At 68.9% G+C, this 20,718-nt stretch carries 12 protein-coding genes and 1 pseudogene; 2 read left to right on the forward strand and 11 right to left on the reverse strand.

Features of this window, described 5'->3' with window-relative positions; all coding sequences use genetic code 11:
- Positions 1 to 925 precede the first annotated feature (925 nt).
- The gene (locus ACTIGN_RS05215) at positions 926 to 1,495 is read right to left on the reverse strand and encodes a 3-isopropylmalate dehydratase (RefSeq protein ID WP_439621747.1); all 570 of its coding nucleotides are present in this window, start codon (positions 1,493 to 1,495) and stop codon (positions 926 to 928) included.
- A 369-nt stretch (positions 1,496 to 1,864) separates the two neighbouring features.
- On the opposite strand from ACTIGN_RS05215, the gene ACTIGN_RS05220 reads away from it, so the two are divergent.
- Positions 1,865 to 3,874 (forward strand): sigma 54-interacting transcriptional regulator, encoded by a 2,010-nt coding sequence (locus ACTIGN_RS05220; protein ID WP_439621748.1) that lies wholly within the window; start codon positions 1,865 to 1,867, stop codon positions 3,872 to 3,874.
- 78 nt (positions 3,875 to 3,952) lie between these two features.
- Here the strand turns inward: ACTIGN_RS05220 and ACTIGN_RS05225 are convergent, their stop codons facing one another.
- Positions 3,953 to 5,230 carry a hypothetical protein gene (locus tag ACTIGN_RS05225; RefSeq protein ID WP_439621749.1) on the reverse strand — a complete coding sequence of 426 codons (1,278 nt, stop codon included), beginning with the start codon at positions 5,228 to 5,230 and terminating at the stop codon, positions 3,953 to 3,955.
- Between the two features lie 173 nt (positions 5,231 to 5,403).
- Between ACTIGN_RS05225 and ACTIGN_RS05230 the strand changes: the two are divergent.
- Positions 5,404 to 6,546 (forward strand): annotated as a pseudogene (locus tag ACTIGN_RS05230) (Gfo/Idh/MocA family protein); the annotation flags it as partial.
- Positions 6,547 to 6,704: 158 nt separating this feature from the next.
- Here the strand turns inward: ACTIGN_RS05230 and ACTIGN_RS05235 are convergent.
- The 9 genes from ACTIGN_RS05235 to ACTIGN_RS05275 all read right to left on the reverse strand — a co-directional run bounded on the left by ACTIGN_RS05235 (position 6,705) and on the right by ACTIGN_RS05275 (position 20,517).
- Complete coding sequence (locus tag ACTIGN_RS05235; RefSeq protein ID WP_439621750.1) at positions 6,705 to 11,024, reverse strand: hypothetical protein; 4,320 nt, start codon at positions 11,022 to 11,024, stop codon at positions 6,705 to 6,707.
- An 83-nt stretch (positions 11,025 to 11,107) separates the two neighbouring features.
- Positions 11,108 to 12,127, reverse strand: coding sequence for a PulJ/GspJ family protein (locus ACTIGN_RS05240; protein ID WP_439621751.1), 1,020 nt, complete (start codon positions 12,125 to 12,127; stop codon positions 11,108 to 11,110).
- Positions 12,128 to 12,179: 52 nt separating this feature from the next.
- Positions 12,180 to 13,136 (reverse strand): type IV pilus modification PilV family protein, encoded by a 957-nt coding sequence (locus ACTIGN_RS05245; protein WP_439621752.1) that lies wholly within the window; start codon positions 13,134 to 13,136, stop codon positions 12,180 to 12,182.
- Between the two features lie 103 nt (positions 13,137 to 13,239).
- Entirely contained in the window at positions 13,240 to 14,226 is a 987-nt protein-coding gene (locus tag ACTIGN_RS05250) for a type IV pilus modification PilV family protein (protein WP_439621753.1), read from the reverse strand.
- A 137-nt stretch (positions 14,227 to 14,363) separates the two neighbouring features.
- Entirely contained in the window at positions 14,364 to 15,338 is a 975-nt protein-coding gene (locus ACTIGN_RS05255; RefSeq protein WP_439621754.1) for a pilus assembly FimT family protein, read from the reverse strand.
- The gene (locus ACTIGN_RS05260; RefSeq protein WP_439621755.1) at positions 15,335 to 16,237 is read right to left on the reverse strand and encodes a type II secretion system protein; all 903 of its coding nucleotides are present in this window, start codon (positions 16,235 to 16,237) and stop codon (positions 15,335 to 15,337) included. The genes ACTIGN_RS05255 and ACTIGN_RS05260 overlap by 4 nt, the downstream gene beginning before the upstream one ends.
- Positions 16,238 to 16,357: 120 nt before the next feature.
- A complete protein-coding gene (locus ACTIGN_RS05265) occupies positions 16,358 to 17,173 on the reverse strand; it encodes a type II secretion system protein (protein ID WP_439621756.1) in 816 nt (271 codons plus the stop codon).
- A 149-nt stretch (positions 17,174 to 17,322) separates the two neighbouring features.
- Entirely contained in the window at positions 17,323 to 18,573 is a 1,251-nt protein-coding gene (locus ACTIGN_RS05270; RefSeq protein ID WP_439621757.1) for a type II secretion system F family protein, read from the reverse strand.
- Positions 18,574 to 18,792: 219 nt separating this feature from the next.
- Positions 18,793 to 20,517, reverse strand: coding sequence for a GspE/PulE family protein (locus ACTIGN_RS05275; RefSeq protein ID WP_439621758.1), 1,725 nt, complete (start codon positions 20,515 to 20,517; stop codon positions 18,793 to 18,795).
- Between the last annotated feature and the right edge of the window lie 201 nt (positions 20,518 to 20,718).

Raw genomic sequence — 20,718 nt, forward strand, 5'->3', positions numbered from 1 at the left:
CGCAGGAAGTGGCTGGCGGGCCGCCACGGAGGGCGGCCCCTACCAGAAGGTTCGCGTTTAGTTTGTAGGGGCCGCCCTCCGTGGCGGCCCGCGTGAGGCGAACGATTTAACAGAGCACAACCTCGTCTCAACCGCGTGACCGGAGTGGCAGGAGAGGTGGGGGCAAGTTATGGGAGTCGAGTACGCACACTACTTGCTGGTCCGCGACCTGAGTTGGGTCCGTGGCGCCGAGGCCGCTCGGCGGGTTCATGCCGTCTTGGACCGCTGGGGCTTGGTAAGCGGAGAACCAGAGTTACTCGGTTTGGACGGGGGCCGTGCGCGGAAACTCCGCGGACGACTGGCTACGATCAAAGCTCCGCCGGCCAACCTTCTCGTTCGCTATCCGCATGTTGACGGAGGGCAAGCGATCGCTGACGTGCTGGGGCCGTCGTACTATGGCCCGCAGGAGGATGGCGACCGATACTTCCAGCAGCTCAGCGTGATTGTTGGCACAGACTTTCGGGTCGGCCCGTGCTTCGATTCGCTCTCCGTCCGGGTGGTCCGCCCGCCCACTCGCGGTGGTCGTGAGGAGGCTCCGTACCCCGAAGGCTCTCACCTCTGGGAGTTCGACGACTCTTACCCTGCAGACGAGACGACGCTCCCGCCAGAAACACGAATCGAGGCACGGGGGAAGCTGCCGGCTGGGTTCACCGGTGTATGGCGAGCAGGGGTGATGCTCGACTGTGGGAAGGATCTACCTTTAATTGACGACAACGGCTTCGGGGTGCGGGTGAGTGAGCGATTCGCATCAGATCTTGAAACCGCGTTCGGAACGCAGCTTCTCGAAGTGGGACGGGTGTACTGATCCTCTTCCAGCCCTTTGCAGGCGTGCTGTGCTCCGGGTACAACTCCCGGAGCATTCCAACGTGAAACGTTAAACTCGAAACTACTTCGCCAGCATCCCCACCTTCTGAGCGTAGGCGAACAGGCCGCCGGCCTCGATGATCGGGCCGACCTCGCCGAGCGGCAGCAACTCGGTCACCTCGCCGCTCGTCACGTTCGTCAGCGTCTTCGCCTCCAGGTCGATCACCAGCTTGTCGCCGGTGCAGACGGTGTCGATCAGCCGCGTCTTCGACTCGATCGGCACGACGTAGCCGCCGTTCACCGCGTTGCGGTAGAAGATCCGGGCGTAGAATTCGGCCACGACCGCAACGACGCCGGCGGCGGCGAGGGCGATCGGGGCGTGCTCGCGGCTCGACCCGCACCCGAAGTTCTTGCCCCCGATGATAATCGTGTACGGCGACACGTACTCGTCGGCCCCCGGCGGGTGGAACGGGACGTGGCCCTTCGGGAGCCCGGCCTGGTCGTCCGGGACGCCGCACAGCGCGAACTTGCCGAACATCTTGAACTCGGCCGGAATCGACGGGTTGTACGTGAGGTACTGGGCCGGGATGATCTGGTCGGTGTCGATGTTGTCGCCGAGAACGTAAGCAGTTCCTTCGATTCGCGATTGCATGTCGGTGCCCTGGGGGTGGCGGGGGGCGCCCGCCGGCGTCTCTCGTTGGTGTAGCAACCGGGCGCGTCGGTGGCGAACCCCGGGCGCGCGTGGGGGGGGGCGCGGGCGCCCGGGGTCCGCCCTGTGACCCCGCCCGGTGGCCCCGCCCGCCGGGTAAAGGTTTCCCCGGGCGGAATCGCGTGCTAAAGTTTTCCGCAGAGTACGATTAGTCGATTGTTGCACGCGGTGAGGGCGACCGGCCCCGGCCCCGGCTGTGCGGAGCGCCCCGCTGCCCGCTCCGCGGCCGGCCCGGTCGGTCGATCGTCACGAGCCATTGCCGCCACCCGCCATTCCTCCCGATGGCGGGCGCGTCAGGAGACCCGGCCGACCATGCACGCACGCGTCAACCTCGAAGCGGGCGAGACCGTCCCCACGACGCTCGACTTCTCTCCCGAGCAGCCGGTCACCCTCGGCCGCGGCCGCGACAACACGATCGTCCTCAAGGACGAGCTGGCGTCGCGGCTGCACGCGAAGATCTACTTCGAGGACGGCCGCTGGCACCTCCGCGACTTCGGCCTCAACGGCACCCGGGTGGACGGGAGCCGGGTGAACGGCGCGGTCGAGTTGACCGACGGGAAGAAGATCAAGATCGGCGAGGTGGTCCTGCGGTTCGTCACCGACCTGAAGTCCGGCGCGGCGGCCCCGCCCCCGGCGGTGACGCAGCCCGCGGCCCCGGCCGCCCCGGCGACGATGTCCGGGACCGTCCCGGGCTCGCTGCTGTCCCGGTCCCGGTACCCGAACGAGAGCGTCCACGCCGGCACGAAGGTCCACGAGGTGCCCGGGGCGCGCGTCCCGCACGGCGAGCCGGCCCACGAGCCGGCCACCAACCACCTGCGGATGGACGAGCTGACGGCCCTGTGCAAGTTCATGACGCAGGCCGTCGAGACCCGGACCCCGCACGACCTCATCACCCTCGCGCTCCGCGCCATCCTGCACCAGACCACGGCCAAGCTGGTCGGCTACCTGGGGCTCGACCCCGAGGACCCGGCCCCGCGGGTCGTCGTCCCCGAGGCGTCGCCGATGGACAGCGCCCTGAGCCGCCGGCTCACCGCCCAGGTCCAGAAGCACGGCAAGATGGTGTGGCTGTTCCCGGAGCTGACCGCGTCGCACCCGCCGACCGACTCGCTGGCCCAGTTCTCCGACGCCATCTGCATCCCGCTCAAGGCGTCCGGGGCGGCGTTCGCCGCGCTCCACGTGTACCGCTCGACCCCGGCGTTCACCGAGCGGGACGTGAAGTTCACCGAGGCGGTCGCCGGGTTCCTCGCCCCGGGGCTGGAGATCCACCGGAACCGCCGCACCCTGGAGGCCGAGAACTACCGGCTCCGGATCCACACCCCGGCGGCCGACGACATCCTCGGCGGCAGCACCCCGATCATGAACCTGCGGCAGCAGATCCTCAAGGCGGCCCCGCAGCCGTTCACCGTGCTCGTCCACGGCGAGAGCGGCAGCGGCAAGGAGCTGGTCGCGCTGGCGCTGCACCGCAACAGCCGCCGGGCCGACGGGCCGCTGGTCGTCGTCAACTGCGCCGCGATCGCCCCGTCGCTGCTCGAGGCCGAGCTGTTCGGGTACAAGAAGGGCGCGTTCACCGGGGCCGACCGGGACCACCCCGGCCTGTTCCAGCAGGCCGACGACGGGACCCTGTTCCTCGACGAGATCGGCGAGCTGTCGCTCGACTGCCAGGCCCGGCTCCTGCGGGTCATCGAGGGCAAGGCGTTCCGCCCGGTCGGGGCGACGAGCGACGTGAAGGTGGACGTCCGCATCGTCGCCGCGACGCACCGCGACCTGGAAAAGGAGGCGAAGGCCGGGCGGTTCCGCCAGGACCTGCTGTTCCGCCTGCGGGTGATCCCGATCCGCGTGCCCCCGCTCCGCGAGCACCCCGAGGACATCCCCGAACTGGCCGGGTACTTCCTGTCGCGGGTGTCGGCCGAGTGCCGGCGGAACTTCCGCCTCACGGCGACCGCGATGCGGAAGCTCCAGGCGTTCGGGTGGCCGGGGAACGTGCGGCAGTTGCGGGCGGCGATCGAGAGCGCGGCGGTGATGAGCGAGTCGGACGTGATCGACGGCGAGGCGCTCCCGCTGACCGGGGCGAGCGAGATGGCGGCGCTGCCGGCGGCCCCGGCGAAGGCCGCGGCGGACGTGCCGGGGAGCCTGGACATGGACGAGATCGAGACGTGGGCGATCCGCAAGGCGCTGCGGCAGACCGGCGGGAACGTGAGCCACGCGGCCAAGCTCCTGGGCATGAGCCGCGACACGCTGCACACGAAGATCAAGAAGAAGAACATCGACCGCGACGCGCTCGTCACCACCCCCGCCCCGCTCGGCTCCGTCAAGAGCGAGTGAGCGGGGGCCGTGCCCGCTCCGCTCTGCCCCGGGGCCGGGCGGGCCCGGCCGTGGCGCGCACGTTCCGTTTCGGACCGTTCACTTCTTTTCCGGCAGCCCCAGGAGCTTCGGGTCGGTCGCGTTCTTCCCGTCGGGGATCTCGGGGATCGGCCGGTCGCTGAACCACTCCCCGTCGGCCCGCGGGCCGTGCAGGATCGGGCTCGGGTACACCGCCACCATCCACACCGCCGACTCCGGCAGCAGCACGCCGTCCTGGACGTGTAGCACGGCCTGAACGTAGTAGTGGATCATCGCCCCGCCGGCGCCGCGCTTCGGCTCGCCGACGCACACGCCCCACACGCCGCTGACCCGCTGGTACCCCGTCCCCTCGACCGGCCCGAGCGGCACCTCGGCCGCCCACTTCTGCCCGGCCTCGGTCGGCTTGAGCAGGTGGACCTCCTCCTTCTCGCGGGCCTCCAGCGGGGCGAGGAACACGCCGGCCATCTGGTCGGCCTGGAAGAAGTTCGCGGCGGTGTTCGGCGCGCGCGTGACGTCGAACCGGACCCTGAGCGCCGCGCCGCCGACCTGCTCGCCGGGCTCGGCGTCGGGCCCGTCGGCACGCTTGAGTGCGACCCGGAACGTGGCGGTGCGGTAGTTCCCGCCGTTGAACAGGTTCTCGGACCGCTCGTCGTTGCCGCGGTAGTAGGTGTTGCGGACGCCCCTCGGGAGCTCGTGGAACCCCTGCGGCCACGCCCACTGGAGCAGCTTCGCGCCGTCGGTCAGTTGCGCCCGGTGCGTGGCGGCCTGTTGCTGCTCGCTCGCCTTGCGGGCCATCGCGACCTCCACGCGGGCCAGCGTCATCTCGTGCCATAATATGCCGCACGCGCCCGCGAGCAGGATCACCAGGAACGCGCTCGGGTGCGTGACCGGAGCCAGCACGCGGGTCCAGCGACTCGTCGAGCCCCTGCGCACGAGCCGCCGGTTCGCGCGGCCCGCGACGGCGACGGCGAGACCGGCCGCGACCACGCCGAGGATCACCGGCCGGTGCCGGTCGCAGAACTCCGCCGCGACCAGGAACGCCTCGAGCACGCGGTCCTGCCCGTCGGGCGCCGCCGCGGGCTTCGAGGCGGGGGCTTCGCTGGCCGGGACCGAGGGGAGGTTCGCGAGGTACGGGGCGGGGTTGGCCCGGAACTTCGCCACGCACCCGGCGCAGCAGAAGTGGACCGTGCGGCCCTGGTGCCCGGCCGCGAACTCGGGGACCGCCCGCTCGGCCGGCATCACCGGGCACATCTCGTTCGGCGGCGCGGCGGCCACCGGCCCGCACAGTGCGAGCGCGACGACGAGTGCGGCGGTGCGTGGGATCGGGGGCGTGCGCATGGGGTCCGGCTCGTGCGGGCTACCGATACCTTACGCCGCCCCCGGGGCCGGGTGTGAGAATGTTCGGTGAACGCCGATCGCCCGGGAACGTGATGGCCGCGGCCGCGCGGCCCCGCTATCGTTTCCAGCACGTCCTGAAGCCCCGTCGGGCTCTCACCCCCGGAGACTCTCCAATGGCCAAGAAGCAGCTGCGCGTCGGCATGATCGGGTACGGGTTCATGGGCCGCGCCCACTCGAACGCCTACAAGCAGGTGGGCCAGTTCTTCCCGTCCGAGCACCAGGTGGTGCTCAAGGCCGCGTGCGCCCGGAACGCCGGCGAGATCAAGAAGTTCGCCGACCAGTGGGGGTACGAGTCGACCGAGACCGACTGGAAGAAGCTCGTCGGGCGGCCGGACATCGACGTGATCGACATCTGCACCCCGAACAACCTGCACAAGGAGATCGCGCTGGCGGCCGCGGCCGCGGGCAAAGCGATCCTGTGCGAGAAGCCGCTGGCGATGAACGCCGCCGAGGGCCGCGAGATGGTCGCCGCCGTCGAGAGGGCCAAGGTGCCGAACATGGTGTGGTACAACTACCGCCGCATCCCGGCCGTGTCGCTCGCCAAGAAGCTCATCGACGAGGGCCGGCTCGGCCGCGTGTTCCACTACCGCGCCAAGTTCCTCCAGGACTGGACCATCAAGGCCGACCTCCCGCAGGGCGGACAGGGGCTGTGGCGGCTCGACGTGGCCGCGGCCGGCAGCGGCGTGAGCGGCGACCTGCTGGCCCACTGCATCGACACCTCGCTGTGGATGAACGGCCGCATGGACAGCGTGTGCGCGATGACCGAGACGTTCGTGAAGGAGCGGATGCACACGCTGACGGGCAAGGTCGAGAAGGTCGGCATCGACGACGCGTGCACGTTCATGGGCCGGTACGAGAACGGGTCGCTGGCGAACTTCGAGAGCACCCGGTACGCCCGCGGGCACAAGGCCGCGTACACGTTCGAGATCAACGGCGAGAACATGAGCCTGGCCTGGGACCTGCACGACCTCCAGCGGCTCCAGGTGTTCGACTACAAGGAGGACAGCAAGATCCGCGGGTGGAAGAGCGTCCACGTGACGGACAACTCGCCGGACCACCCGTACATGGCGAACTGGTGGGTGCCGGGGCTGGCGATCGGGTACGAGTCGAGCTTCGTCCACCAGGTCGCGGACTTCATCAAGGGGCTGGAGACCGGCACCCCGGAGGGCCCGACGTTCCGCGACGCGCTCGAGACGCAGCACGTCCTCGACGCCGTCCTCGCGTCGGCCAGGACCGAGAAGTGGGAGAAGGTCGGCAAGGGGTGTGCGCGTGGTCCTGTCGTTCGCGCCACGGGGCTGGCCCCCGGGGTATTCGGCGCACCCCACGGGGGCACGCCCCGTGGCTCGACAGACCACCAAAGCAACGAGCGGCGGCCCTTGGGCCGCCGCTCGCACTTCTCCGCCGCGTCACCGCGTCACGGCAGCTTGACCCACAGCGGCACGACGGCCTTGTACTTCGCGATCGTCGGGTCGAAGTCGGTCGGCACCCCGGGGTTCCCCGGCACGATGTTCGACACGCTCTCGCCCGCGTAGTGCGGCTTCGCCAGCGCCGGGGCCACGGTGATGGTCGTGACACCGGCAACCTCCGCCGGTGGGGCCGCGTTGATCGTGACGATCTCGCGGTTCGCCCCAACGCCGATGGCCAGCGGCATCCCCGCGGTGAGCGTTACAGGCGTTCCATCGGAGTACACGGTCCCGGTGCCGCTGGTTGCGATCTTGATCGTCGTGCCGGCCGCGGCGTTCTCCTCGACGGTCGTGAAAAACGGGTGGTCTATCTGCGTGTACGGAGCGCCGGGCGCCGGAGCGGCTGTGGTCAACTCGTCGGGCTTGAACCCGATGTTCGAGCGGTCCACGAGCGCGAAGAACTTCTTCCGCGTGTCGCCCGGGGCGTTGAGGTAGTACTCCTTGCCGAGCGTCACGAACGTGCCGCCGACCGGCGTCGGCGTTTCCGGCCCCTCGACCTCGAAGTACCCGACGGTGATCCACACCGCGAACGTGTGGCTGACGGTCGTGGTGTTGTTCAGGATCTTCCGCAGCGCCTCGGCCTGCTGGTACGGGTGCCCGGTGACGGGCGGGACGAGCAGGTGCGGCAGCGGCGGCAGCGGCGGCACCGTGGCGGTGTTGAGACGGAACAATGTGTCGTTGATCCCGACGCCGGCATTGAACGTCACCCCACTGCCGGCCGCAACCGTCGCAACGCCGAACGGCAGGAACGGCCGGTCGCCCGTCGCTGTGCCGGCGTCGTGAACCGTCGAGCCCGGGATCGGGCACGAGTGCGGGTTCCCGGCCACGTCGTAGCGGGTGGCCATGTTCACCGTGCGGGTCGCCATCAACTGGTTCCAGAGGTTCGTGACGAACGTCTGGTCGAAGCCATTGTTCTGGGCGTCGAACAGGGAGTCCCACACGCGCTGGTCCTGGATCGTGTTGATGTTGATCCGCCCGGCCATGCGGCCGCCGAGGGCTGTCTGGTGCCCGAACGGCTGCACGGTGAGCAGGTCGAACGCCCGGTACAGCCGGTCGTACGGCGGCGTCGCCGTGGCCGCGAGCATCACGGTTTGCGCCGCCCCGCCGTACTTCGTGCCGCCAGCACCCACGAAATTGAACGTCGCGTCGTGCGCCCGGCCGGTCGCGATGTGCAGCAACTCGGTCTGGTTGACGAGCGGCCGGTCCAGGTGGAGGAACCAGTCGAACGGGTTCGCGAGCGTGCTGTTCTGGCTGCCGAGCGTGTGCTTGACGCCGTCGGCCGGCGCGGCCGGGTTCTGTTGCACCACCATCGTGGTCGCCGGGTACGCGGTGGTGGCCGTGGCCGTGGTCGAGTCGGCCTGCGCCGGGTCGGAGTACGCCGCGAGGGGCTGGACCTTGCCGACCGAGTGCGGGAGCAGCGTGTCCGGGGTCTTCGGCTCGTACCCCGCCCCGCCGACCGCGGCACGGGCCATGCGGACGTTGTTTAGGTTCTGGCCGTTCGCCAGGATGACCCGGTCGGCCGACCGCACGTGGTCGAGGACGTCGACCGTGATGTACGGGTTCGTTTGCGTCGGGCCGGGGAGGTACGGGTTCGCGAGCCGCCGCAGGAGCAGCACGTGCCGCCCGACGACCGACGCCGCGCCGGTCCCGAGGTCGTTGTTGATGGTCGCCGGCATCGGCAGGGGGATGGGGTACGCCAGCGACGTCGTGCTCCCGCCGATGGCCATCGGCATCGCCGTGCCGTCGATCTTGTTCGGGAACGCGCCGGCGCCCGGGGTAAAGTCCGACCACTCGGCCGGCGGGGGCGTGGGGGCCGCCGGGACGTTCGCCGCGAGGACGACCATCCCGTCGCCCGCCATGCCGTTCATCGGTTGGATGGACTGGGTGGTCGCCGTCGAGGCCGGCGAGAAGTCGAACCTGATGTCGGGGTCCACGCCGCTCGGGAGGTCGCCGGTGACGTTGGTCTGGTAGTTCGCGTCGGTCGGAACGCGCAGGCCGTTGATGACCGGCGTGCCGCCCTTGTTGTTCCGCACGATCACCAACTGGTACGGGTTGAACGCGGGGACCATGCCCAGTTCCCCGGGCGTGTACTTGACCTTGGCCGAGCCGTCCCCGAGCGGGCCGGCGGTCGCGGCGCTATACGGCTGCATCGACGGGTTCTGGAGTTCGACCCAGAACCGGACGTGCGCGGGCTTGTCCGCCGTCTGCGTCTTGTTCGTGGCGTCGGTGACGCCCGGGTCGGTGGGGTCGTTCGAGACCTCGGAGTACGCCTCGTTGATGACCAGCCGCGGCTTCTCGACGCCGAACACGACCCGGTTCGCCAACTCGCCGGCCGCGAAGTTCGTGGGGTTGCGGGGGTCGCCGGCGATCTGCGGGTTCCACACGAACGCCGTGCTGACGTCGTCGCTGTCGATGTAGTCAACGATGTTCGCCGCAAGTTGGGCCAACTGGCGGAGCTTGGTGTACGGGGCCGAACCGGGCGTCGCGGCCGTTCCGAGCGTGACCACCCCGGTGGTCGGGTTCACGCTGGCTTCGGTCGTCGTTTCGGTGATGGTCGCCGCCACGAGCCGAGCGAAGATGTCCATCGCGAACTGCTGCCGGTCGTTGTCAGCCGTGGACGCATTCGCCGCGTTCACGGTGCTGGGGGTCAGGGCACCCGTGGCGGTCGCGCCGCGGTAGTCGGCCAGCGGGCGGTTCAGGTCGATCGGGCCGAGCGCCGCGGCCGGGTCCGACGCCAGCGGCGTCGTGCCGGTGTACCCCGGCATCAGCATCGAGCGCTGGAGCGAGTTCGACACCGTCGTCGTGAGCATGCGGTTCGCGTGCGAGGCGTCGGTGCGGTACGGGTTCGGCGTGGTCTGGTGCGGCGGGTTCGGGTTCGGCAGCGCCGCCGTGCCCACCAGCGAGGCGTTCGCGGACGATGCGAACGAGAGTTGGCTGATGTCGTACCGGTACGGGGCGTACCGCATGCTCAGGATCTTCGTGTCGGTGAACGGGAACGCCTTCGTCGCGCCCGTGGCACCCCACTCGTACGGGTTGTAAACGCTCGGGTGGTTCGGGACGGCCGCGTTGGTACCGAGATAGCCGTTGGAGTAGGTCGGGTCCGTGGCGGCACCGGCCGGCAACGTCAGCGTTGGGTTGCCGGTGAACCCGGTCCACGCGACCTGTGCGGACCGTGGGAGCTCGTTGCCGGCGGGCATGTGCGGGGAGAACGCCCGGCTCGTCAGGCCCGAGCGGGTCGCGACCACGCCGCGGGCGGCGAGGACGGTCGCCGCGTCGGTGCCCAGCACCTTCGACAGGTTGATCTCCCACGGGCCGAAGCCCTGGCCCGACTGGTGCGCCGTGCCGCCGCCCATCACGTTGCCGTGGGCGTTCAGGTTCAGGCGGCCGTCGAGGTCGAGGATCAGCGGCGCGATCAGCGGCTTCACCCGCTTGCCGTTGGGCAGCGTGAACGCCGGCAGGCCCGTGTCGATCCAGATGCTTTCATTACGAGCGATCGCTGGTTGGTTCGCCGCCGTCATGAAGAACCCGCCCGGCAGGTTCTGCACGTCGCCGGTGACGGTGCCGTCCTGGTTCCGGGGGACCGGCGGGAAGTTCGGGTGTTCCTGCGGCCGCGGGCGGGGAGTCAGATACTTGCCCGCACCGCTCGTCCAGTTCGGGTTCGACGGGTCGAGTGGGCCGAACGCAGCCTCGCGGTGGAACGACGGAACAACGACCTCGCCGGTCGCGGGGCAGAGCGAGGCGAGGTAGAAGTCCTTGATGTCCGGGTAGGTGTACGGCGGGTTCTTGGCGTACTGCGTCGCGCCATAGGTCGCAGGGTACGCCGTCGCGATACCGTACTCGGCGTCGTACTCGGGGTGACTGACCGTCGTCATCCCCGGGAACAATCGATGGTTCACGAGCTTCCGCCGGTCGGGTACGAACGCCGACGAGCCCCCGAAGGTGCCGGGGCCGTTCCAGGCGATGTTCGCGCCGGGCTTGCGGCCGTACATGGTGGCGGTGAGGCTGACCCCGCGGGCGCTGTTGAGGAGGCCCGTGCCGTAGTCGTGCTCGTCGTAGACCAGCGTGCGGAGGAAGTGCGTGGCGGGGGCGGTGCCGTCGGCCGAGAACCCCTCGCCGCCGCCCTTCGGCTGGCCCTGGATGCGGGCGCGCTCGGCCTGGTCCTTCGTGTAGTACACGGCCGTCAGCCCGACGACCGCCATGAGGGCGAGCAGGGACAGCGTGACGATCAGGATGTTGCCGCGGCGGCGGTCGCGTCTGGGGGTCCGCAACATGGTCAGGTCTCCGGTGCGGGCGCGGGCGTGCGCGGGGGTCGGTCGGGTGCGGGGCGGTGGCGGCCGCTACGGGGCCGCCGCGGTCACATCGCGAACTTCCAGGTGTTCTGGCGGGTCGTCTTCACCCGCGGGTCGTACACCCGGATCACCACCTGGATCGACTTGATGCGGGCCATCATCGGCGGCGTCGGGGTCACGCCCGTGTCGAACACCCCGCTACTCGGCGTCATCGGGATGAAGTCGTAGGGCGCGTCCGTGTTGCCCGCACCGAACGTCCGCGGGGCCGGCACGCCGCTGCCCGGCGTCCAGTCGGCCTGTACCTCGAACGACAGCACGTTCGAGACGACGATGTCCTCGCCGAACCGCGTGCCCGCGAGTTGCGCGGGCGGGTTCATCCGGTTGGCGACCTGCATCACCGTCGCCATCGTGTTCGCGGCCGCGGGGTTCAACGGAGTCATCTTCCGGCTGATGACCTCACTGTCAGTGGCCACGGGCGCCAGCGACGTCTCCTCGTCGGTGGTGACCGCGACGAGCCGCTGCCGGCGGATGAGGTTGTACAGCGGGAGACCGCCGGTCGGCCCGGTCAGAACCGAGGTGCTCTTGTTCATCGGGGCCAGGAAGTACGCGACCTCGGCGGCCCGGCTGCTGTACGTCCCGCCGCCCGAGTTGTGCGTGAAGCTCGTGTCGACCCCCGCCGGCATGACCACCGTGAAGTGCAACTGGTGGTTGGTCGCCGGCGCGTTGATCTTGAACCCCTGGGCGTCGGACGGAGAGAGCGGGTCCGGCCCCGGGTCCGGCGCGTAGATCCGGAAGAACCCGCCTGGCGGTGGGGTCCAGCCGGGCAGATCGAGTCGCTGATTGGATAGCTTGGCCGGGTTCCCACTTGCATCAATGAAGTGGTCGGCCTGCATGTCGCGGGTCATCAGGATGCCGGAACTGTTGAGCTGCGACATCAGCTCGCCGGTCGAGTGCGCCCCGCGGACGAAGTCGAGCGCCATCTTGAACGACTCGGTGAGGATCAGCATGATCCCCAGCGCCAGCGCCATCGCCACCATCATTTCGATGAGCGTGATGCCGCGGCGGATCGGTCGGAAGGCGGTCATGGCGTCGGTCCTCGGTCGGTGCGTGCGGTGTGCGTCGGGTCGCGGTGCGGCGTCAGTTCCCGGTCAGCGGGGCGCGGGGGTACACGCCGGTTACCCCCCGCATCACGACGAACTTCGCGTTGTACGTGGCCGGCGTCCAGCTCGGGTCGTTCGCCTTCTGGAGCGGCGTTTGGAGTTCCAGGGTCGTGGTGCCCCCGCCGTCGACCACGCTCACCACCTGGTAGGGGATTCCGTGGCGGATCTTGTTGGTCGAGTTCACGGTCGGGTCGGTGACGTCCATGATCCACCCGCCCGGTTTCACGTTCACGCTCCCACTCAGGATTACCTGCGTGGTCCTGGGCGTGACGGTCCCGGTGTGGATTGTTTCGGACCCGGTCGGGGCGTACAGGTTCGGCCGGTTGTCGTACACGATCACGCTCAGGTTCGCGGTCGTCCGCGTCCCCGCGTCCGGGCACTGGATCATCCACGCCCAGTTGTAGCGCAGCTCGCGGTCGGCCGTCGGGTGCCCGTTCTCGTCGTACCCCATGCCATCCATCAGGCTGCATACTCGGAACGGGTACTGCGTACCGCCGACCGAAGTGATTCGGGAGAGCGACCGCCGCGGGGTGTTGGAGACCCCGGCGTCCCCCATCCAACTCCCGGTGGTCGGCCCCCGGGACGCGAACCCCATCGGGTCGATGACGACCGGGTAACTCGGCTCGCCAGCCGCGGCCGGGGCAAACGTCCCGTGGGGCGGGGTGACCCCGGCGTTCGGGTCGAGCAGGGCCGCGTAGAACGGCTCGGTTACAGGCTCCGCGTTCGCCAACTTGTCCACCACTTCGGACTTCCAGTACGCCCGGATGTACCCGTCGGCGGCGTTGGCGGCCTGGGCGCTGCGGTCCTCGCGGACGGCGATGGCCATCTGCGACGCGGCCAGCGGGAACAGGGTCAGGATGGCGAGGATGCCGAACGCCAGAATGGCGAGCGTCACGAGCACCTCGGTCAGCGTCAGTCCGGGTCGCCGAGACATGGTTCTGCCTCCACCGTCGCGGGGTCCGTCCCGCTCTGATGTCCGGCCGATGGAGCGGTGGCGGAGATGTCGCCGCTCGCCGGCCGGGTGTCCTGACCGTCCGTCAGTTGTCCGTCAGTTGGGGCCGCGGGTACACGCCCGACACGCCCCGCAGCACCACGAACTTCATGAGGCTCACGCCGATCGCGGCGTCGACCTTGAGCGGGAGGTTCAGCTCGATGTCGAGCGTCAGCGGTGCCGCGCCCGGCTTCGAACTCACCACCTGGTAAAAGTTCGCGTTCCGCACCTTGGTCGGCGGGAGCGTGATGCTCAGTTGGGTGACCTCAGCAATCCAGGTGCCGGGCCGCACGTCCGGGGCCGCGCCCGTGTACGACAGGGTCACCGTGGTGCTCCCGGCGACGGTGACGCCGAGCGTCGTGAACCACCCCTCGGACCCGGTGGGGGCGTACATGTGGGCCCGCCGGTCGTACACCAGCACCGTCATGTCGGCCTTCAACTGCTCCCGGTTGTCGGGCCGCTGCACGACCCACATCCAGTTGTACCGCAGCTCGCGGTCCGGGGTCGGGTGGCCGTTCTCGTCGTACCCGAGGCCGTCCATCAGGCTGCACGTGCGGAACGCCTGCTGCGCGGTCGTCAACTTGCTGAGCGAGCGGCGCGGGGCACTGGCCCCGCCGTTGTCGCCGACCCAGTACTTCGAGCCGCCGGTCCGGGCCGCGAACCCCATCGGGTCGATGAACACCGGGTAGCTCGCCTCCGCGGGGAGGAACGGCAGCGTCACCGCCGGTAGCATCAGCGGCTTGAGTTCGGCCGCCGGCACCACATTCAGGTCGTTCGGGTTGGTGAGCGCTTCGTAGAACGGCTCGGTCACCGTGTCCCCGGCCTTCACCTTGTCCACGACTTCACTCTTCCAGTACGCCCGCAGGTAGCCGTCGGCGGCGTTGGCCGCCTGCGCGCTGCGGTCCTCCCGCACCGCGATCGCCATTTGCGAGGCGGCGAGCGGGAACAGCGTCAGGACCGCCAGAACTCCGAAGGACAGGATCGCCAGCGTCACGAGAACCTCGGTCAGCGTCAAACCAGGGCGGCGTCGCATTAACATCTCCAGGTGCTTGACTGGGCGCGTTCAACACTCGGAGAGGTTGAGGGGGGCGTCCGGCCCGTTCCGCCCCGAGCGAGGAGTCGCCCCCGCCCACGGTCGCCGGCGCGCTCCGCGCGCCGGGTGCTCGGTCACTACTGTCCCGATAGGGACTTCTTCGCGAGGCTGAACGGGTCCGCGCTCCAGTCGACTGGGGCCGCACCGATCCCGCCCGTCTTCGCTTTAATCGACACCACTAACATCTCGCCAGCATTGCTGTAGGTTGCCGGATTGGGAGATGGCGAGACAATCGGGTTACCCTTATTCGGATCGCGAACGAGCAAAAACACTTGCCCGAGGCCCTGGGTCGAGCCACCGGTAAGCAGCCCGCTCGGGGTGAACAGGATGTCGTAGTCCTGGCCGCCGCCGCCCGGAGGTTGCGACTGAGCAAGGTCCACGCACGTCCCCTGCGGGAGTTGAAGCGTGGGCTCGCCAAGGAGCGTCCGCGGCCCGCCGTTGAGTCCGAAGTGGTACGTCCGCCAGTGCGTCTCCGCCCCGAGTTGCTGGTCCGGGTATGTGTCGAGCGTGACGGTCATCGTGGCGCTGGGCGGGGTCGCCGAGATGATTCGGTGCCACGTCCCGAGGGTCGGCAGGTACAGCGTGCCGCCGGCGAAGACCTGGACTTGGTGCGAGCCATCAAGGCTGTGGATGCGGCACGTCCGGCTGTTGACCGCTCCGGTGGTCGGTGAGTACGTAAACTCGACGTAGGGCGGTGTGGTCGGCGCGTACGGCGCGACGCCGAGCGGGCCGCCGGGGTTGGGCACGAACATCGGCGCCACCTCGATGTACTGGTACTCAGTCACCAAGTTGGGATTCGGCTTGCCCGGGGCGGGGTTGTAAATGAACCGGACGCCGCGGGGCAGGCCGTCGCGGACGGCGCGGGCGCGGGCGATCTGGAGCGCGCCCTGGATCTGCGACACGGCGGACGCGGTGCGGTCCTTGTTGACGGCCGACGGCGCGACGACCATCGCGATGGCCGCGAGGCCGGCGATGAGGGCCATCACCACGAGCAGTTCGATGAGCGTGAACCCGCGGCGCGTGCCGCGGCGGTCGATGGCGGCGCTGGTCATTGCTTCGGCCCCCCCTTCGCCCCGATGGACCGGAGGCGGTAGCCCAGGATGTCGTCGGCGGTGTTCGCGGTCTTGTCGAGACCCCACGAGTACGCCGTCACGGTGGTGTTGCGGCCCCATGACGAGAAGCCAAGCGTTGTTTGAAGCGTGGTCTTGTTCGCCACGGTCGGCCCCCAGTTGTAAATCTTGTAGCGGGGGTCGAAATGATCCTTGGCCCCGATCCCCAACTTCGCGTCGCTGTACGGCGGGGCGTCGAGTTCGTCCGACTGGTAGAACCGCTTGAACCCAATCGGGTTGCCCCAGCCGTCCTTGAACACGCGGGCGTTGCCGCCGGTCGCGCCGGTGACCGGGATGTCGAGCTGCGCCCCCGAGAGCGCGTCGTCGGCGGCGAACGTGTTGCCGCCCAGTGACTGCCCACTCAGGGCCGCGAACAGCACCGCCGCCGACACCTTGTCCGTCGACCCGTCGGTGATTGTGGCGAGCGAGTTGAACGCGGTCGGGCGACGGAACGTCACCGGGCCCACGGTGAAGCTCCCGGCCGACACCTCGGCTGCGGTCTGCGGGAAGTTCTGGCGGAGCCGGCAGTACATGAGCACCGCGGCGGTGCGATCGTCGTCGTTGTCGCAGAACGGCTTCAGGTCGGTGAAGTCTTGCGACCGCGTCGCGGGCAGGGCCTCCTGCCGGACCTTGTCGGCGATGATCTTCACCTGGTTGTCGAGGCCCATCTGCACCTTAACGACGACGTCCTCGGAGGTGCGGACCATCTGGGTGATGCGCACCCGCTGGTACGCGGCGGTGCTGAGGCTCAGCAGCAGCGCGATGATGGAGATCACCACGAGCAACTCGACCAGGGTGAACGCGGTCCGCGGCAGCCGGCGGGAGCGGTTCGTCTGTGTCACGGAGAGCCTCCGAGTGTGCGCCGGGCGCTTTGTCTGGGGCGAGCAGGGGAGGTGAACCCCCAAGGTTATTGCGACCCCCAGCCTCGGGGGGCTGACGCCCCCCGCTCGCCGGGCCGGGGGTCAGTCCAGCCGCCCGCCGAGCAGGTACTTGCTGAAGTTGGACTGGTTGTCTTCGCCGGCCTGACTTGCCGGGAGCCCCCCGCCGGTGCCGAACGTCTTGTCGCGGCCCGCCGAGACGATCTGGAACCCGCTCTCGTTCATGAACCGCGCGGGCGTGCCGGTCGTGTATGGCGTCAGGGTGCCGAACGTCTGGCCCGCGTACGCCCCTTGCTTCCCACCGACCGCGGCGAAGTAGGCATAAGGAATGCCGTACACGTCGAGGATGCGGCCGGTGGCCTGGTCGTACATCTTCATGTTCGGCTCCAGCCACGGCCCCTTGCGGGTCGTCCCGACTTTGGAAAACGGCTGTGCCGGGTTGCTTGAGAACCCTGTGAAGTTTGTGACCGTGCCCCCGGTCAGGAAAAAGCACAGCGTCTGGTTCGCGTCGAGCGTGAGATCTCCACCCGTGTAGCCCGTGGCATTTACGTTCATGCTCGGGAACGCCCGAAGCAGAAAGTCGAGCTCTGGGTCCGCGGGCTGCACCGTGACCGGCGGCCCCAGGTAGTAGGAGGACTTGATCTTGAATCCGCCGGCACTCACTTGGTGGGCCGGGATGTAGTCGAGCTTGAGGTCGTTCTTGCAGCTGCCGATCGCTGAGTGGATCTGCTGGATGCGGGCGGCGTTCTCGGTCTGCGGGCCGAGGACGCGGACCCGCTGGACCCCGGCCAGGGTGAGGCTCACGAGCACGGCGATGATGGCGATCACCACCAGCAGTTCCACCAGCGTGAAGGCCGCCCGGCGGCGGGTCGCGGGCGTCGTGTTCATCGAGAGAGGCATCGCGTCGCTCCTGTCGGTCGGACAGTGGGCGGTGGGGAGTGGACAGTGGGCAGTCACGATCGAGCCCACGGAACCGTCTCCTGCACCGCCTACTGCTGAACGGTCTTGTCTTCACTGCCCACTGTCCACTCCCCACTCCCCACTCACCACTACTTCGAGAGGCCTTCCAGCAGCTTGATGAGCGGCAGGAACAGCGAGATCACGATGCCGCCGATGGTGAACCCGAGGAACACGATCATGATCGGCTCGAGGAGCGAGATCAGCGACTTGACGAGGGTGTCGACCTGCTCGTCGTAGAAGTCGGCGACCTTGTAGAGCATGGTGTCGAGGTCGCCGGTCTCCTCGCCGACCTCGACCATGTTGACGACCATGTCGTCCACGATGCGAGCCTCTTTGAGGGGCTCGGCGATTGTATCGCCCTCGCGGATGGACTCCAAAACGCGGAGGAACATTCGCTCGAAGACGGCGTTGTTGGCCGTTTCCTTCACAATGAAGATGGCCTCGAGGATCGGCACGCCCGAACTGATGAGGGTCCCGAGGGTCCGCATGGTGCGGGCGACGATGGTCTTTTCGACCAGGTCGCCGATGACGGGTATCCAGAGCGTGGCCCGGTCGAGGGCGTAGTTCCCGGCCCGCGTGAGCCGGATCGCCTTGATCAACAGGTAGAGCCCGGCCGGGAACAGCGGGATGGTCCACCAGAACTCGCTCATCCAGGTGCTGATGCGGATGAGGGTCTGGGTGGCCCACGGGAGGGTGAGCCCGAACTCGTCGAAGATCTTCTTAAACTTCGGGATGATCGCCACCATGATGAACGTCAGGATGGAGACCGCGACGAAGATGACGACCGACGGGTACACCATCGCGCCGATGATCTTGGCCTTGAGGCTGGCGGCCTTCTCGAGGAAGTCGGCGAGCCGCTGGAGGATGACCTCGAGCGCGCCGCCGGCCTCGCCGGCCTTGATCATGTTGACGTAGAGCTTGTTGAACGCCTTCGGGTGCTTGCCCAGCGCCTCGGACAGCGACTGGCCGCTCTCGACGTCCTCGACCACGTCGATGAGCGAGTTCTTGAGCACCGACGGCTTCATCTGCTTCTCGAGGATCCGCAGGGACCGGAGCACGGGCAGCCCGGCGTCCTGGAGCGTCGAGAACTGGCGGGTGAACATGACCAGTTGCTTGTTCTTGACGCCGCCCATGGCGAACGTCTTGCGGCTCTTGCCGCCGCCCTTCTTCTTCTTCTTCTTGCCGTCCTTGCCGACGGCGCCGGCCACGGCGGTGAGCTTGGTGACGAAGTAGCCCATCGACTTGATCTTGGCCGACGCCTCTTCCTCGTTGGTCGCCTCGACCGAGTCCTTCACCTCCTTGCCGGAGGTGTCCAGTGCCTCGTACTTGAAGTTTGGCATCGCTGCTCCAGAGCCGTTGTGTGCGTCGAGCGCCTGGCCGAATCCCCGCGCCCCGTCAGGGGTAACGTCTACCAGGGCGTTTCATTCCATCCCGCGAGCGGTGGGCCGGGCCTGGCTTCCGGTCCGAGCCCGAGCGCCGAGCGAGGGGCAACGCTGTCCCTCGCTCGGCGCTCGGGCTCGGACCAGACGCGAACCCGCGTTCCGCACCCCGCACTCGACTTACGCCTCGTCCTCGAGGACCGTCTCGCGGACCACCTCGTCGAGGGTTGTGGTGCCGGCGTACAGCGCCCGGAGGCCCGAGTCGCGGAGGCTGGCGGTGCCCATCTTGCGGCAGTACGCGCGGATCGCGTCGGTGCTCACCCCGGTGCTCACCATGTCGCGGAGGTCGTCGTTCATGATGAGGAGCTCGTACAGGCCGGTGCGGCCCTTGAACCCCAGGTTGTTGCACTTGTCGCACCCCTCGCCGTAGAAGAACTGCCGCCCCTTGACGAGGTCCGGGGTCAGGTTCAGCTCCATCATCTGCTCGCGGGTCGGGTCGTACCCGGCCCGGCAGTTCTGGCACACCCGGCGGACGAGCCGCTGGGCCTGGATGGCCTCGACGGTGGCGGTGATGAGGAACGGCTCGACCCCCATGTCGCGGAGCCGGGTCACCGAGCTCGGGGCGTCGTTGGTGTGCAGGGTGCTGAACACCATGTGCCCGGTGAGCGACGCCTGGATGGCGATCTGGGCCGTCTCCAGGTCGCGGATCTCGCCGACCAGGATCACGTCCGGGTCCTGCCGCAGGATGGCCCGCAGGGCGGTCGCGAACGTGACGTCGATCTCGTGGTTGATCGGGCACTGCACGATGCCGTCGATCTCGTACTCGACCGGGTCCTCGGTGGTGATGATCTTGGTGTCGATGTCGTTGAGTTCCGACAGCGCCGAGTACAGCGTGGTCGTCTTCCCCGAGCCGGTCGGGCCGGTCACGAGCACGATCCCGTTGGGCTTCTTGATGCACGCGCGGAACTGGCCCAGGATGTCCGGGGGCATGCCGATGCGGTCGAGGGACAGGCCGACGTTGGTGCGGTCGAGCACCCGGATGACGACGCTCTCGCCGAACAGGGTGGGGAGCACGCTGACCCGCATGTCGACCGGGTTCCCGCCGACGTTCAGCTCGATGCGGCCGTCCTGCGGGAGCCGCCGCTCGGCGATGTCGAGGTTCGCCATGACCTTGATGCGGCTGGCGATGGCGGTGGCCAGGTGGCGGGGCGGGGGCACCATGTCGTAGAGCACGCCGTCGCACCGGTACCGCATCTTGTACTCCTCTTCGAACGGCTCGAAGTGGACGTCGGACGCGTGGTCCCGGATGGCCATCAGGAGGACCATGTTGATGAGCTTGCGGACCGGCGCGGAGTTGGCCATCTCCATCGCGCCGTCGAGGTCGATCGAGTTCTCGCGGCCGTAGTTCTCGTTCCCCGCGCCGGACGCCTCCAGCTCGGAGATCAGGTTGGTGATCGACTCCTCCTTGCCCCCCGAGTACGCGCGGGCCAGCAGCGCGGTGACCTGGGCGGGCGGGGCGAGCACGGCGCTGACGTTGCGGATCCCGAGCAGGTTCTTCAGGTCGTCGAGCGCCTGGAGGTTGTTCGGGTCGGCCAGCGCGACGGTGAGGACGTCGTTCTCCAGCGACAGGGGCACGACCTTGTACAGCTCGGCCATCTGCTGGGTGACGAGCTTGACCGCGTCGGGCTGGGGCCGGGCGTCCTCGAGGTTCCCGACCCGCATGCCGAACACCTCGGCGGTCGCGGCGAGGAGCTGGTCCTCGGACACGAGCTTCCGCTGCGCGACCAGCTCGGACAGCCGGTCGTCGAGGGTCCGCATGTCCTCGTAGATGGCCTCCAGTTGGGCCTCGTCGAGGTGCCCGAGGTCCACGAGCTTCTGCCCGAGCTGCCGGGTGTTGCTGTCGATGTGCGTGTGCCGCGACTTGGTCGGCTTCTTGGCCGGCGCGGGCTTGGGCGAGCCGCCGGCCGGGGTCTTCGGGGCGGGCACCGGGGGCTTGGCCCCGCCGGCCGCGGGCACCGCCGGCTTCGCGCCGGGTGCGACCGGGGGCCTGGCGCCGGGGGCGGCCGGCGTCGGGGGCTTGGCCCCAGCCGCGGGCGGGGCCGGCCT

Source organism: Gemmata sp., from assembly GCF_051859125.1.
Classification (GTDB): domain Bacteria; phylum Planctomycetota; class Planctomycetia; order Gemmatales; family Gemmataceae; genus Gemmata.

What these genes read in the sequence shown, in the direction of transcription:
- ACTIGN_RS05215 (WP_439621747.1), bottom strand. Translation starts at nt 1,495, where the DNA reads ATGCAATCGCGAATCGAAGGAACTGCTTACGTTCTCGGCGACAACATC.
- ACTIGN_RS05255 (WP_439621754.1), bottom strand. Translation starts at nt 15,338, where the DNA reads ATGACCAGCGCCGCCATCGACCGCCGCGGCACGCGCCGCGGGTTCACG.
- ACTIGN_RS05245 (WP_439621752.1), bottom strand. Translation starts at nt 13,136, where the DNA reads ATGTCTCGGCGACCCGGACTGACGCTGACCGAGGTGCTCGTGACGCTC.
- ACTIGN_RS05240 (WP_439621751.1), bottom strand. Translation starts at nt 12,127, where the DNA reads ATGACCGCCTTCCGACCGATCCGCCGCGGCATCACGCTCATCGAAATG.
- ACTIGN_RS05235 (WP_439621750.1), bottom strand. Translation starts at nt 11,024, where the DNA reads ATGTTGCGGACCCCCAGACGCGACCGCCGCCGCGGCAACATCCTGATC.
- ACTIGN_RS05270 (WP_439621757.1), bottom strand. Translation starts at nt 18,573, where the DNA reads ATGCCAAACTTCAAGTACGAGGCACTGGACACCTCCGGCAAGGAGGTG.
- ACTIGN_RS05225 (WP_439621749.1), bottom strand. Translation starts at nt 5,230, where the DNA reads ATGCGCACGCCCCCGATCCCACGCACCGCCGCACTCGTCGTCGCGCTC.
- ACTIGN_RS05220 (WP_439621748.1), top strand. Translation starts at nt 1,865, where the DNA reads ATGCACGCACGCGTCAACCTCGAAGCGGGCGAGACCGTCCCCACGACG.
- ACTIGN_RS05265 (WP_439621756.1), bottom strand. Translation starts at nt 17,173, where the DNA reads ATGCCTCTCTCGATGAACACGACGCCCGCGACCCGCCGCCGGGCGGCC.
- ACTIGN_RS05250 (WP_439621753.1), bottom strand. Translation starts at nt 14,226, where the DNA reads ATGCGACGCCGCCCTGGTTTGACGCTGACCGAGGTTCTCGTGACGCTG.